Raw genomic sequence first — 13,922 nt, forward strand, 5'->3', positions numbered from 1 at the left:
ATGGCTAGAATCGAGAAAATCGAACTGCGGATGGTGGACCTTGTGCCCAAGGTCAAGCGCACCGACGCCATTCAGAGTTTCGTCAGCCAGGAAACACCGATCGTCACCATCACCGATTCCGACGGCGCGGTCGGCACCGGCTACAGCTACACGATCGGCACTGGCGGCTCATCGGTGATGCGGCTGTTGTCCGACCACCTGGTGCCGCGCCTGATCGGCCGCGACCCTGACATGATCGAGGCGATCTGGCACGATCTCGAATTCGCAACGCACGCCACCACCATCGGCGCGATCACCGCCATCGCCATCGCGGCGATCGATACGGCACTGTGGGATCTCAGGGCGAAGAAGCAGAGCCTGCCGCTGTGGAAACTGGCCGGTGGCGCCAAGGACCGCTGCCCGCTCTATACGACCGAGGGCGGTTGGCTGCACATCGAGACGGCAGCGCTGGTCGATGATGCGCTGGCCGCCAAGGCCAAGGGATTTCGTGGCTCGAAGGTAAAGATCGGCAAGCCGCACGGATCGGAAGATCTCGCCCGCCTGTTGGCGGTGCGCAAGGCGGTGGGCGACGGCTACGAGATCATGACCGACGCCAATCAAGGGTTTTCGGTCGACGAGGCGATCCGGCGTGCGGCGCGGCTGCGCGAGCTCGACCTCGCCTGGATCGAGGAGCCGCTGCCGGCCGACGATATCGACGGGCATGTACGGCTGTCGAACTCGACGCCGACGCCGATCGCCATCGGCGAGTCGCTCTATTCGATCCGGCATTTTCGCGAATACATGCAGAAAGGCGCCTGCTCAATCGTGCAGGTCGATGTCGGTCGCATCGGCGGCATCACGCCCTGGCTCAAGATCGCGCATGCGGCCGAAGCCTTCGACATTCCGGTCTGTCCGCATTTCCTGATGGAACTGCATGTCAGCCTGACCTGCGCTGTTCAGAACGGCCGCTATGTCGAGTACATTCCGCAACTCGATGCGTTGACCGGCAAGCATATGCGCATCGAGGATGGCCACGCGCTGGCGCCAAACGAGCCCGGCATCGGCATCGATTGGGACTGGGACGCGGTCAAGGCCATGAGCATCGCCGAATTCACCATGGCGATCACCAAATAGGGGAACGGATATGCAGCGGATGGGCATGGTGCTGGGGCTGAAGCCGGAAAAGGTCGAGGAGTATGTCCGCCTCCACGCCGCCGTCTGGCCCGACGTGCTGACCATGATCTCGGCCTGCAGCATCAAGAATTATTCGATCTACCTGAAGCGGCCGGAGAACCTGCTGTTTTCCACTTTCGAGTACCACGGGACCGACTATGCGGCCGACATGGCCAGGATGGCCGCAGACCTCAGGACGCAGGAATGGTGGTCTGTCTGCATGCCGTGCCAGGAGCCGCTGACGACCCGCAAGGAGGGCGAATGGTGGGCTTCCATGGACGAGGTCTTCCATCATGACTGAAGGCGGCTTCGACCCTGCCTCGCTCGTCCAGTCCTGGCTCAAACCCTCGAAGCCTCGCCCGATCGTCACCTTCGGTGCGGGGTCGATTGTCGGCGACGCGCATTTTCCCGCCTATCGCAAAGCCGACTTTCCGATTGCCGGCCTCTACGATCCGGATCAGAGCAAGGCGCAGATCCTAGCCGACAAGTGGGGCGTGACGGCGTTCCGTTCGGTCGACGAAGCCGCAGCCACCAAGGACGCGATCTTCGATCTGGCGACGCCACCGGGACGGCATGCCAAGATCCTGAAAGCTCTGCCGGACGGTGCGGTCGTATTGATCCAGAAGCCGATGGGCAACTATCTCGGCGAAGCAACCGAAATCCTCGAAATATGCCGCACCAAGGAGCTTAAGGCGGCCGTGAACTTCCAGCTGCGCTTCGCACCGATGATGCTGGCGCTCAAGGATGCCATCGCCAAGGGCTGGCTCGGCGAGGTCGTCGACTTCGACGCCTGGCTGGCGCTGGCGACGCCGTGGGAATTGTGGGAGTTTCTGCTCAAGGCGCCGCGCGTCGAGATCGCCATGCATTCGATCCACTATCTCGACCTCATCAGGCAATTGCTCGGCGACCCCAAGGGCTTGCACGCCAAGACGCTCGGCCATCCCAACCACAAGGTGGCGCAGACGCGCACCAGCGCGATTCTCGATTATGGCGACACGGTGCGCTGCGCGCTGTCGATCAACCACGATCACAAATTCGGCCGCCGGCACCAGGCCTGCGAATTCCGCATCTGCGGCACCGAGGGTGCGGCCTACCTCAAGCTCGGCCTCAACCTCGACTATCCCACAGGTGAGCCCGATATTCTGGAAATCTACCCGAAGGGCGGAACCGACTGGATTGCCGTGCCGCTCGCCGGCGAGTGGTTCCCCGACGCCTTCGTCGGGCGCATGGCCAATGTGCAGCGCTTTGCATCAGGCGAAGACGACGAACTGGTCAGCTCGGTCGAGGACGCCTGGAACACAATGGCACTGGTGGAAGCCGCCTATAAATCGAGTGCGGCGCCGGCGACGCCGATCGCGGAAAGACCTTGATGGAACAGATCACCTATTTCGAAGACTACGAGATCGGCTCTTCACGGCTGACCAGCGGCCGCACCATCACCGAGACCGACTTCATCGTCCATGCCGGCCACACCGGCGATTTCTTCCCGCATCACATGGACGCCGAGTACATGAAGACGACGCCGTTCGGCCAGCGCATCGCGCATGGCACGCTGGTGTTCTCGGTCGGCATCGGGCTGACGGCAAGCATTATCAACCCCGTCGCCTTCTCCTATGGCTATGACCGGCTGCGCTTCATCAAGCCGGTGTTCATCGGTGATACGATCCGCACGCGCACCACCATCACGGCCAAGGAGGACGATCCCAAGCGGCCGGGCTCCGGACGCGTGATCGAGCGTTGCGAGGTGATCAACCAGCGCGGCGACGTCGTGCTCGCCGCCGACCACATCTACGTCGTCGAGCGCAAGCCGGTCTAACGAAGTCCGCTATGCACCGGTGGCGCGCTTCGTAATGCGCTCCAAGCCGAGCAGCAGGACCAGCGTTGCGGCCACCAGGATCATGGTGAGCGCGGCACCGGCAAAGATGTCGCCGCGATCGGTGAGGCTGAAGATCGACACTGGCAGCGTTACCCAGCCCGGCGGATAGACCATGACAGTGGCGCCAAGTTCGCCCATCGACAGCGCGAAGCTCAGCCCGAAAGCGGCGACGAGATAGGGGGCCAGCAGCGGCAGCGTGACATGCCAGAGCCGGTAGGCCGGCCGCGCGCCGAGGCTCGACGCCACCTGCTCGAAATCGGGGGAGAGCCGTGCCAGGCCGGCCGAGACATTGCCGAAGGTGAAGGCCGAGATCAGCACGAAATGCGCGATCATGACGATCGCGATCGTGCCGTTGAGCAGCAGCGGCGGATGGCTGAAGGCAACCAGCAAGCCGAGGCCGACGGACACGGAAGGCACCGCACTTGGGATGAAGAACAGCAGGCCGAGCAGGCGCTTCAGGGCGTGACCCTGAAGGCGAAGCGACAGGGCTGCCCAGGTGCCGCTGACCAGCGCCAGCGCGCTGGCCAGGAAGCCGGTGATCAGGCTCGCCTTGACCGAATTCCACGCCGCCCCCCTGATGACATCGGTGTAGTGCTCCGTCGTCAGGCCATTGGGCAGCACACCGTTCCACTGGTCGGCCAGGCTGGACAGGAGGATGACCGCCAGCGGCGCCAGGAACAGCACGCCGAAGATCAGCGCGAACAGCACCCACAACACGATCCGACCCGGGCGCGACCAGACCAGCATGGCTAGACCCCCAACCGGCCGGCGGCGAAACGGTAGAGGCCGAACAGACCGAGCGACAGCGCGATGTTGACCACGGCGATGATGCAGGCGACCTGATAGGCCGATTCCTGGATCGCCTTGCCGTAGATCAGCAACGGCAGGGTGATGACGCCCTTTGCGCCGATGAACAGCACGATGCCGAACTCATTGACGGTCAACAGCAGGCAGAGACTGCCGCCGGCGATGAGCGCCGGAATTGCCGCCGGCAGGATGACCTGACGCACGATGCGGAACGGGCGCGCGCCAAGCACGCTCGCGGCTTCGATCTGGCCGCGATCGACCAGCGAGAAGGCAGCGAGCAGCGGCCGCAGGATAAAGGGCGTGTAGACGGTGACTTCGGCCAACACCACGCCCCAGGTCGAATAGAGGAAATCGACCGGCGGCAGCGGCAGCGAGAAGGCTTCCATCAGCCCCGTGTTGAGCATGCCGGCGGAACCGTAGAGGAAGGTGAAGGCGAGCGTCACCAGGAAGGTCGGGAGCGCAATGAAAGTATCGATCAGCCGGGCGATGAAACTGCTGCCAGGGAACGGCACGAAGGCGAGGATCAATGCCAGCACGAGGCCGACGATCAGGCACCCGGCCGTTGCCGCGACCGATATCGTCACCGTGTTGATCAGCGCGTTGAGGAAGAAGCGCGAATGCAGCACGCGAAAAATCTCGGCGGCATTGGCGACGCCGCTGTCGTCAAGGAAGGCCTGCCGGGCAATCAGCGCCAGGGGATAGAAGAACAGCAACACCAGCAGTGCCGCCGGCGGCACGATCCAGAACTTTCCGGGGTCCCGCCGGATCGCGGGTGCGTGAAGGGCGACCGCCTCAGACACCGGAATCTTCCGGAAGCAGCGAGGTGTCGGTGGGCGCGAAGAACAGCGGCACCCTGGCGCCGGGTTCGGGCAAGGCGATCGGCAGCTTTGTCGCCGAGACGCGCACCGGCGTGCCGTCGACATCGAGCACGAGGTGAGTGAGTTCTCCCTGCCAGTGCACGTCCCGCAACGTGCCGACGATGCGGTTGGTGTGCTCTGCGTCGGCCGTCAGGCTCAGATGCTGCGGCCGGATGCAGAGCAGACTCTTGTCGCCGGCCTTCTCGTCACGGCCGGCGCCGGTGAGCACTGAGTCACCGTGCCTTGCCGTGGCAAGGCCCTTCGAGCCAACAGGCTCGGCAATTGTCACCGGCAGGAGGTTGGCGCGGCCGAGGAACTCGGCGGTGAAGCGGTTCGGCGGGCGGCGGTAGAGTTCCGTCGTCGGTCCATGCGAACAGACCCTGCCGTCGCGCATGATGGCGATCTTGTCGGCAAGCGTCAGCGCTTCGGTCTGATCATGGGTGACATAGAGGATGGTGAGGCCGGGCAGGCTGCGGTGCAGCCGAGCAATCTCCTCGACCATGTTGCGGCGGATCTGGGCGTCGAGCGCCGACAGCGGCTCATCGAGCAATAGCACGCGCGGCCGCACGGCGAGCGCGCGGGCAATTGCGACACGCTGCTGCTGGCCGCCCGAAAGCTCACGCGGATAGCGCCGGGCAAAGGTCGCCATGCCGACGGTGCCGAGCGCATCCTTGACCCGCTCGGCGATCAGCGCCTTGTCGGCGCCTTGCGCCCGCAGGCCGAAGGCAACGTTGTCTTCCACCCGCATATGCGGAAACAGTGCGTAGTTCTGCACCACCATGCCGAGGCCGCGCTCGTAAGGCGGCAGGTCGGTGACATCTGTCGCGCCGATGCGGATGCGGCCGCTGGCCGGCCGCACAAAGCCAGCGACGGCGCGCAAGGCGGTGGTCTTGCCGGAGCCCGAGGGGCCGATCATCGCCAGGATTTCACCCGGCGCGATGTCCAGGGTCAGCGGGTGCAAGACGACATGCGCGCCATAGGCGACGCTGACCTTGTCGAAATGGACATTGGAGCCGGCGCCGCGAATCTTCGCGGCGTCGATGTCCATGACGCTGGTACCAGTAAAGGCGACGGCCGACATGGCTTGGTCCTCCGGATTTCTGTCCTCGGGTGTCAGCTTCCGGTCGCTTCGTTCCACTTCTTGACGTAGTCGGGAAGCTTGCTCAGAGCCTCGTCCCAGTTCGGTGACCAGATGGTCAGGCCCTTCATCGCCTCCTGCAGCTTGGCGAAATTGGCGTCGGACGGCGCCATGTCCTTGCGGGCGGGCACGCCGATGGCAATCGAGCTTACGGTCGACTGGGCCTCCTTGGAGAGCAGGAAATCGATCAGCTTCTTGCCGTTGTCGGCATTGGGCGCGCCGGTGACGAGGCCGATTTCATAGGGCAGCGCGAAGGTGGAGCGCACGCCGTCAGGTCCCGCCGGCCAGAACACCTTGATGTTGGGATTGTCGGCCATCTGCGACATGTTCATCTGCAGGTCGCCATTGGCGACGTGCAGTTCGCCCTTGTTGACCAGTGCGGTCAGCTTGCCGGTCGAGGCGGAGGGACCGACATTGTTGTCCTGCAGCTTCTTCATGAACTCGAAACCGGCATCCTCGCCGCCAAAGGCATGGATGATCTGCAGCATGACGGCGGTGCCGTCGCCGGCCTGGCCGGGCGTCGAATACTGGATCTTGCCCTTGAACTTGGGATCAAGCAGATCGTTGTAGGCCTTCGGCGCTTCCGACAGCACGGCGCTGTTGTAGATGAAGTTCATGTAGTTGTTGACGACAGGCCGGTACTTGTCGGTGCCGCCGTCGATCTGGTCGGCGCCTGCCGGCTTGTAGTCCTGCAGCAGGCCGTCGGCGGCAGCGCGCTGGACGAAGGGCGGCAAGGTCACCAGCACATCGGCCTGCGGGTTCGACTTTTCCTTGGCGACGCGCTCGACGACACCGCCGGAGCCTGCCTCGATATATTGCACGGTGATGCCGGTAGCCTTGGTGAAGGCGGCGAATTCGGTCTCGTACCAGCTGCCATTGCCGTCATGCAGGCCGTCGGCGGAATAGATGGTGACGACACCGTCGGCGAATGCGGGCCCGGTGAGAGCCGACGACGCCAAGAGCGACGCGGTGAAGGCCATAGCGATGGTGAGATTTCGCGATTTCATGGATCAGTTCCCCTGTGATTGTTGGCACATTCTGCGATGCACTAGGACCAACCGGCTTCGGGCCTCTGGCGGACGTTGAGCCGACTGGATGTCGTCGTTGTGCCAACTCTGGGGACTGATGATCGATAAGTAAAATCTATTTATTTTATGACAGGCAAAATTCCTCTGATGTTTGTCACGGAACTGTCGCACAGATGTCGCGGGCGCGATTTTGGCTACGCGGACGGCGTCTATCTGTTTGAAAAATCAGGGATATCAGCTGAATGAAACGCCCGATGTCTGCGCCCGCAAACGCGGATCATGCGAGCGGATGGTCACCGGCCGGCCCTCAAGGATCTCGAAACAACGCGCAAGCGTGTCGTCCTCGAGGCGGCGCATTGCTTCGTGGGTGAAGAAAGTGAGATGAGGAAACAGGATCACGTTGTCGCGATCGAATAGGGCGCTCAACGGATGGCCCGATCTGGTCAATGGTTCGACCGAATAGACGTCGAGCCCGGCGCCGCCGATGCGGCCGGCAATGATTGCCTCGACAAGGGCCACCTCGTCGATAAGTGCACCGCGCGAGACATTGATGATGACCGCGGAAGGCTTGAGGCAAGCCAGCTCCGCCTTGCCGATCAGGCCGCGCGTCTTGTCGTTGAGTACGCAATGGAGGGAAACGAGGTCGCAGGCGCGCAGCATGGCCTGCAAATCGTCGACCTTCTCGATGCCGGCAGCGTGCATGGTCGCGGCATCGACACCGGGATCGAAGCCGAGAACCCGGGCACGAAACCCCTGGCCGGCCATGCGCGCCATGCTGCGGCCGATCTTGCCGCAGCCGACGAGGCCGAGCGTGGCGCCGGAGATGTCGCGCCCGAGCCAGCACTGCGCGGGCCAGACCCAGCCATCGCGCGACACCGCCGCCGTGATCGCCGGCAGCCGCTTGGCCAGCGCGATCATCAGGGCGAAGGCGCCCTCGGCGACGGTTTCCTCCGCATATTCCGGCACGTTGACGACGGGAATGCCGCGCCGCATCGCGGCCGGGATGTCGATGGCATCGATGCCGACGCCATATTTGACGATGCCCTTCAATTTCGGTGCTGCGTCGATCACCCGCGCGGTGATCGGCGTGTAGCACATCAGGAGAAGATCGGCGTCGGCGACGGCCTCGATGAGATTGGCCTCGGGAATGCCGTCAGGCAGCGTCACCAGTTCGACGCCCCGCGCCCGCAAGCCGGCGTCGATGCCGGGGCATTCGAGCTCACGGTCGGTGCGGATCGCTTTCACGATCAGGCCGCCAGCACGGCGGCCTCGACAATGTCGAGGGCGCGGTCAAGATCACTCTTCGAAATCACCAGCGGCGGCGACAGCGTCAGCACGTTACCCTGGCTGACCTTGAAGCTCAGGCCCTGTTCGAGGCAGGCATAGAAGACGCGTTCGGCGAGCTCGCGTGCGGGCTGGCGCGTGGCGTGGTCCTCGACCAGTTCGACGCCGACCATCAGCCCCCTGCCCCTGACGTCGCCGACGTGGGGCGAGCGGGCCTTCAGGTCCTGCATGCGCCCCAACATATGCTGGCCAAGCTCGGCCGCACGCTCGACCAGCCCGTCCTCCAGGATGATGTCGATCGTCGTCAGCGCGGCGCGCGTCGTCACCGGGTTCTTCTCATGGGTGTAGTGGCCGATGGCAAAGCCGCCGGTGACGTCGAGGTCGCGACGGGCGATGACCGCAGCGATCGGCAGGATGCCGCCGCCCAGCGACTTGCCGAGAACGACGATATCGGGCGTCACGCCATCATGCTCGTGAGCGAAGAATTTGCCTGTTTTGCCGAGGCCGGTCGGGATCTCGTCGAAGATCAGCAGCGTGCCATGCCGGTCGCAGGCCTCGCGCACCCGCTTCCAGAAGCCCGGCGGCGGCGGATTGGGCGTCGCCCGCATCGGCTCGGCGACGACCGCCGCCACGTCCTGCTCGCGGCCGAGCACATAGGCGATCATGTTGGCGCAGGCGAGTCCCGATGCTTCCAGGGAATCGTGGCCGTATGGGCAGCGATAGCCATCCCAGGGCGCGACGTGTTCGGTGCCGGTCATCATCGGGCCGGCGATGTGCGAGCGGAATGTGGCTTCGCCGCCGACGCTTGCCGCGCCGAAGCCGGCGCCGTGAAACGCATCCCAGAACGATACTGTCTTGAAGCGGCCGGTCGCGGCGCGCGCGATCTTAAGCGCCACCTCGATGGCATCCGAGCCGCCGGTCGTGAACAGCACCTTGCCGAGATCGCCGGGTGCCAGTTCTGCGAGCTTTTCCGCCAGTTCGACGGCGGGCTCGCAGGTGAAGCGGCGCGGCGCGAAGCAGAGCTCATCAAGCTGCTTCTTGATCGCGGCCACCAATTTTGGATGGCCGTAGCCAAGATGATGCACGCTGTTGCCGTGGAAATCCATGAAGCGGCGACCGGCGGTGTCCTCGACCCAGATGCCTTCCGCCTTGGCGATGGTCGAAAGACAGGGGCTGGACAGGCTCTGGTGCATAAAGGCTGAGGCGTCGCGATCGAGCAGGCCGCGAATGCGGGGATCGTCCTGCCCGGCATCCCAGCGGCCGCGTGCCGCCGTCGTGTTGGAATCGCCTTCGGTATGCACAAGTTCTTTGATCGCGGCCATCACCGTCTCCGAAACGCGAATGAGGGAGCGTGGGAACGCTCCCTCGGGTTTGTTCTGCCTATGTGGTCCGGTCACGACCAAGGCAGTGAAAATGTCTTCACATTGGTGTAGCTCTTCATCGCCTCGATGACGCCTTCCTTGTAGCCATTGCCGCTGTCCTTGATGCCGCCGAAAGGCGACATCTCGATGCGGTAGCCCGGCACTTCCCAGATGTTGACCGTGCCGACCTGGAGGCCAGCGATGTATTTCTGCATGCGCGGAAACGAGTTGGTGCAGACGCCCGACGACAGGCCGAAAGCGGTCGAGTTGGACAGCGCGATCAGCGCCTCGTCATCATCAGGAGCGCGCACGATCGGGATGATCGGCCCGAAGGTTTCTTCCATCACCAGCTCGGATGTGTGGGGCACACGATCGACGACGATCGGCGGCAGCAGCGCACCCCGGCGGCCGGGATTGTAGAGGATGTCGGCGCCTTGCTCGGCGGCCATATGAACGCGAGCTTCGAACAGTGCGGCCGCCTTCTCGTGCACGACGGTGCCGAGATCGGTCGAGCGGTCCATCGGGTCGCCGAAGCGGATCTTTTTCGCCCGTTCCAGCACCAGCGGCACGAAGCGGTCGGCGACGCTTTCCTGGACGAGGATGCGCTTGACCGCGGTGCAGCGTTGGCCGGAGTTTTTCGTCGCTCCGGCCACCGCCAAGTCCGCCGCCTTTGCCAGATCCTCGTCCGACAAATCGTTGAGGATGATCAGCGGATCGTTGCCGCCGAGTTCGAGCACCTGGCGCTTGTAGCCGGCGGTGCGGGCGATCATCTTGCCGACCGGCACGCCGCCGGTGAAGGTGATCAGGTCGATATTGTCGTTGGTGATCATCTCGTTGCCGATGTCGGCCGGCCAGCCGGTCACCACCGACAGCATTTCCGGCGGCAGGCCGGCTTCGTAGAGGATGTCGGCCAGCAAAAGCGCCGTCATCGGCGTCAGCTCTGTCGGCTTGACCACCACGCAATTGTTGGTGGCGATCGCCGGCGCCACTTTGTGCGAGACCATGTTGAGCGGATGGTTGAACGGCGTGATCGCCGAAATCGCCTTCAGCGGCTCGCGGGTGGTGAAGATCTTGCGTGCCTTGCCGTGCGGGGTGAGATCGCAGGAGAAGATCTGACCGTCATCTTGGATGCACATCTGCGCCGACAACGTGAACACGTCATAGGCGCGGCCGACCTCGTAGAGCGAGTCGGCCTTGGAGATGCCGAGCTCGAGCGTGATGAGATCGGATATTTCTTCCCGGCGCGACGCCAGCGCTTCAGCAGTACGAAACAGGATCTGCTGGCGCTCATAGCGCGTCAACTTCGATCTGTAGCCGGCAGCGATCTCGAAGGCTTTTCGCGCGTGCTCGGCGCGACCGGCGGGAACAGTGCCGATAACGGTATCGTTCCAGGGGTAGCGCACCTCGACGATATCATCGGCATCGACCTTCTTGCCGGCAATGCGCATCGGCTCGTGGCGAACTTTGATGGCAGGGTCAAGTTGGGTCATGGGCTCTGCTCCAGCAGCTTCTTGGGTACGTCGCGGCGGAGGATCGACCCCCACTCCGGCCCTTCGGGCCACCTCTCCCCCGATCGACGGGGGAGAGGAAATCAGGCGAGGTCGGTGCCCCCATGTTCGCAGGCCAAGCCGCGGCTAACCTTGGCGCCCTTCCTCTCCCCCGTCGATCGGGGGAGAGGTGCCGAGCGAAGCTCGGCGGAGTGGGGGTCGACAATCACGCTCGACATCAAGCCAGCGCCGCCGCCATCATCGCGTAGAAGAACGCGTCGAAATTGCGCAGTGCCGGCTCATTCGGCAAGTCCGGCAGCACGCGGTTGACGATGAACGGCACTTCCTGCTCGGTCAGGCCGCCATGCGAGCGCAGCGGTTCGTTGAGGGCCGCCAGATCGTGGCGATGTTCGCTGGTACCAATGGTCTTGTTCTCGGTCGAGATCAGCACGATGTCGCCGATGCGGTCGGCCGGCAGTTCGAAGCGGTCGCAAGCGGTCGGGCTGTCGACGACAAGCATGATGCCATCGATCTCCGCCAGCCGCGCCATGATAGCAGCCTGATCCGCGCCGGCCGGAAGATAGGCGGTGGCAAAGGAACCAAGCGCGCCATGATGCACGACATAGGGGTCGGTGATCGGCAGGATGACCCGGGCCGCGTCCTTGCCGAGCCATTCGTCGAGCAGGTCCTGGACATAGACGACGTCGGGCGAACCATCGGCCTTGTGCTTGGGCTTCATGCCATGGTCGGCGGTGACGACGATGGCCGCGCCCAGCGCATCGAGCTCGGTCAGGTATTTGTCGAACATTTCGTAGAAGGCGTTGGCCTGGGGTACGCCCGGTGCGTATTTGTGCTGCACATAGTCGGTCGTCGTCAGGTACATGATGTCGGGGCGGAATTCTTTCAGCAACTGGACGCCGGCGGCGAAGACGAATTCCGACAGTTCGGCTGAATAGACCTCCGGCACCGGCAGGCCGAAATGCTTCGAGGCATTGTCGATGCCGTGCTCTGCGACAGTTGTGGTGTCCGACTTTTCGGCCGAGAAGCACAGCGCGCGGCCTTCATCGAAAGCAAGGCCCTTGCCGAGCAAGGCGCGCAGCTTGTCCTTGGCGGTGACCACGGCCACCTTGGCGCCGGCATCGTAGAAGGCCTGGAAAATGGTCGGCGCGCGCAGGAAGCGCGGGTCGTTCATCATCACTTCCTTGCCGGTCTCGCGTTCGTAGAGATAGTTGCCGCAAATGCCATGCACGGATGGCGGACGGCCGGTCGCGATCGACAGATTGTTGGGGTTGGTGAAGCTCGGAATGACCGAATGGGCGAAACGCACTGTGCCCTTTTCTTTGATCCTGACCAAAGCCGGCATCAGCCCAGCCTTGATTGCTTCGTCGAGATAGGCCGGCTCGCAGCCATCGAGGCAGATGGCGATCGCCGGTACGCGCGGCCAGGCGTAGGTACGGCCGTTGACGGCGACGTTGATGGGAGACATCTGGTTCATCTGATATCCTCGAAATCGGCCGCGTCAAGCGGCGAGTTTGGCGCGCTCGGCGAGTGCCGCGGCGGGTGGAGCGGCGGTGTCGACGCCCATTTCATGCAGCGAGAAAGCCGCCGCCTCGACGACGCGGCGCATGACATGTTCATCCATCTGGCCGATGCAACCGACGCGGAAGCTATCCACGGCGGTCAGCTTGCCCGGATAGATGATGAAGCCCTTGTCCTTCATCAGCTCGTAGAAGCGGTCGAAGGCAAAGTTGGCGTGGGCGGGGTTGAAGAAGGTGACGATGATCGGCGACAGCCAGCGGTCCCCAAGCAAGGTCTCGAAGCCGAGGTCACGCATGCCGGCCACCATCACGTCGCGGTTCCTGGTGTAGCGGGCGCCACGCCCAGTGACGCCGCCCTCGGCCTCATGCTGGCGCAGCGCTTCGAGGAACGCGGCGACAACATGCGTCGGCGGCGTGTAGCGCCACTGGCCGGTCTTGTTCATGTGCGCCCACTGGGCATGGACGTCGAGCGACAGCGAATGGCTCCTGCCCTTGGCGGCTTCCAGCTCGCTCTTGCGGGCGATGATGAAGCCAAAGCCCGGCACGCCCTCGATGCATTTGTTGGCGGAGGAAACCATCGCCTCGTAGCGGATCTCGTTGACATCGAGTGCGACGGCGCCGAAGGCGCTCATGGAATCGACCAGCAGCTTGCGGCCCTTGGCATGGACGGCTTCGGCAATCTCGGCGACGGGGTTCAAAATGCCGGAGCTGGTCTCGCAATGGATGGCGATGACATGGGTGATGGCGGGGTCGGCATCGAGGGCCGCCGCCACTTCATCGCCACGTGGCGGCAGGTAGTCGCCCTTGTCGATCAGCGTATAGGCGCGGCCGAGATATTGCATGGTTTGCGCGGCGCGCAGGCCATAGGCGCCGTTGGCCAGCACCAGCACCTTGCCCTCCCTGGGTACGAACGAACCCAGCATCGCCTCGACGCAGAAGGAGCCGCTGCCTTGCATCGGTACGCAGTCGAACTCGTCTTTCGTGTCGCCCGTCAGCGCCAAAAGGCGGCGTCGCATGTCTGATGTCATGGAGCGAAAGTCGCCATCCCATGATCCCCAGTCGCGCAGCATGGCCTGCTTGACCGAATAGGCCGTGGTGAGCGGGCCCGGGGTCAGCAGATAGGGCTCGCCCAGCGCCGGACTGGCCAGCGGCTCCGCGGCAAATTTCGTCTCGGCGCGCATGGTGTCCTCCGACAGATCGCTGCTTTTTGATGCGGCCTTATTCTTGGCCGGAACGACATATTTGTAAAATCGTTATTTTGTATCGAAGTATCGATTTTCACGATGGTAGAGTGAACCACGCGATGCAAATTGCATCCCAGTCATGACACGGTTGTGAAGCCGGATAAGTTCGCTTTTTAGCATAAGCTAAATCGTTCGTTTCGGCCTTCAGGA

General features: G+C 63.5%; 13 protein-coding genes. 4 read left to right on the forward strand and 9 right to left on the reverse strand.

The genetic code is table 11. From position 1 onward, the window contains the following. The 4 genes from CKW40_RS05805 to CKW40_RS05820 are packed head-to-tail and all read left to right on the forward strand — an operon-like array spanning position 1 to position 2,968. A complete protein-coding gene (locus CKW40_RS05805; RefSeq protein ID WP_095198949.1) occupies positions 1 to 1,113 on the forward strand; it encodes a mandelate racemase/muconate lactonizing enzyme family protein in 1,113 nt (370 codons plus the stop codon). Positions 1,114 to 1,123: 10 nt separating this feature from the next. Further along, complete coding sequence (locus CKW40_RS05810; protein WP_095198950.1) at positions 1,124 to 1,453, forward strand: L-rhamnose mutarotase; 330 nt, start codon at positions 1,124 to 1,126, stop codon at positions 1,451 to 1,453. Beyond that, complete coding sequence (locus CKW40_RS05815; protein ID WP_095198951.1) at positions 1,446 to 2,522, forward strand: Gfo/Idh/MocA family protein; 1,077 nt, start codon at positions 1,446 to 1,448, stop codon at positions 2,520 to 2,522. The genes CKW40_RS05810 and CKW40_RS05815 overlap by 8 nt, the downstream gene beginning before the upstream one ends. Further along, the gene (locus CKW40_RS05820) at positions 2,519 to 2,968 is read left to right on the forward strand and encodes a MaoC/PaaZ C-terminal domain-containing protein (protein WP_179297841.1); all 450 of its coding nucleotides are present in this window, start codon (positions 2,519 to 2,521) and stop codon (positions 2,966 to 2,968) included. The genes CKW40_RS05815 and CKW40_RS05820 overlap by 4 nt, the downstream gene beginning before the upstream one ends. Before the next feature lie 9 nt (positions 2,969 to 2,977). Here CKW40_RS05820 and CKW40_RS05825 read toward each other — a convergent pair whose 3' ends face one another. The 9 genes from CKW40_RS05825 to CKW40_RS05865 all read right to left on the reverse strand — a co-directional run bounded on the left by CKW40_RS05825 (position 2,978) and on the right by CKW40_RS05865 (position 13,709). Then, positions 2,978 to 3,775, reverse strand: coding sequence for an ABC transporter permease subunit (locus tag CKW40_RS05825; protein ID WP_095198953.1), 798 nt, complete (start codon positions 3,773 to 3,775; stop codon positions 2,978 to 2,980). 2 nt (positions 3,776 to 3,777) lie between these two features. Then, positions 3,778 to 4,635 carry a 2-aminoethylphosphonate ABC transporter permease subunit gene (locus CKW40_RS05830; protein WP_095198954.1) on the reverse strand — a complete coding sequence of 286 codons (858 nt, stop codon included), beginning with the start codon at positions 4,633 to 4,635 and terminating at the stop codon, positions 3,778 to 3,780. Beyond that, positions 4,628 to 5,773 (reverse strand): ABC transporter ATP-binding protein, encoded by a 1,146-nt coding sequence (locus CKW40_RS05835; RefSeq protein WP_095199167.1) that lies wholly within the window; start codon positions 5,771 to 5,773, stop codon positions 4,628 to 4,630. Before CKW40_RS05835 ends, CKW40_RS05830 begins: the two co-directional genes overlap by 8 nt. A 32-nt stretch (positions 5,774 to 5,805) precedes the next feature. Further along, on the reverse strand, positions 5,806 to 6,837 hold the full coding sequence (locus tag CKW40_RS05840; RefSeq protein WP_095198955.1) for a 2-aminoethylphosphonate ABC transporter substrate-binding protein: 1,032 nt from the start codon (positions 6,835 to 6,837) through the stop codon (positions 5,806 to 5,808). A gap of 255 nt (positions 6,838 to 7,092) precedes the next feature. Further along, positions 7,093 to 8,103 carry a 2-hydroxyacid dehydrogenase gene (locus CKW40_RS05845; protein ID WP_095198956.1) on the reverse strand — a complete coding sequence of 337 codons (1,011 nt, stop codon included), beginning with the start codon at positions 8,101 to 8,103 and terminating at the stop codon, positions 7,093 to 7,095. A gap of 2 nt (positions 8,104 to 8,105) precedes the next feature. After that, positions 8,106 to 9,464, reverse strand: a complete 1,359-nt coding sequence (gene pbfA / locus CKW40_RS05850) for a (R)-1-hydroxy-2-aminoethylphosphonate ammonia-lyase (RefSeq protein ID WP_095198957.1) — start codon at positions 9,462 to 9,464, stop codon at positions 8,106 to 8,108. A gap of 71 nt (positions 9,465 to 9,535) precedes the next feature. Then, positions 9,536 to 10,993 carry a phosphonoacetaldehyde dehydrogenase gene (gene phnY / locus CKW40_RS05855; RefSeq protein WP_095198958.1) on the reverse strand — a complete coding sequence of 486 codons (1,458 nt, stop codon included), beginning with the start codon at positions 10,991 to 10,993 and terminating at the stop codon, positions 9,536 to 9,538. Between the two features lie 235 nt (positions 10,994 to 11,228). Further along, the gene (phnA, locus tag CKW40_RS05860) at positions 11,229 to 12,485 is read right to left on the reverse strand and encodes a phosphonoacetate hydrolase (RefSeq protein WP_095198959.1); all 1,257 of its coding nucleotides are present in this window, start codon (positions 12,483 to 12,485) and stop codon (positions 11,229 to 11,231) included. 24 nt (positions 12,486 to 12,509) lie between these two features. Then, positions 12,510 to 13,709, reverse strand: a complete 1,200-nt coding sequence (locus tag CKW40_RS05865; protein WP_095198960.1) for a 2-aminoethylphosphonate--pyruvate transaminase — start codon at positions 13,707 to 13,709, stop codon at positions 12,510 to 12,512. Between the last annotated feature and the right edge of the window lie 213 nt (positions 13,710 to 13,922).

Source organism: Mesorhizobium carmichaelinearum (genome assembly GCF_900199455.1).
GTDB lineage: Bacteria > Pseudomonadota > Alphaproteobacteria > Rhizobiales > Rhizobiaceae > Mesorhizobium > Mesorhizobium carmichaelinearum.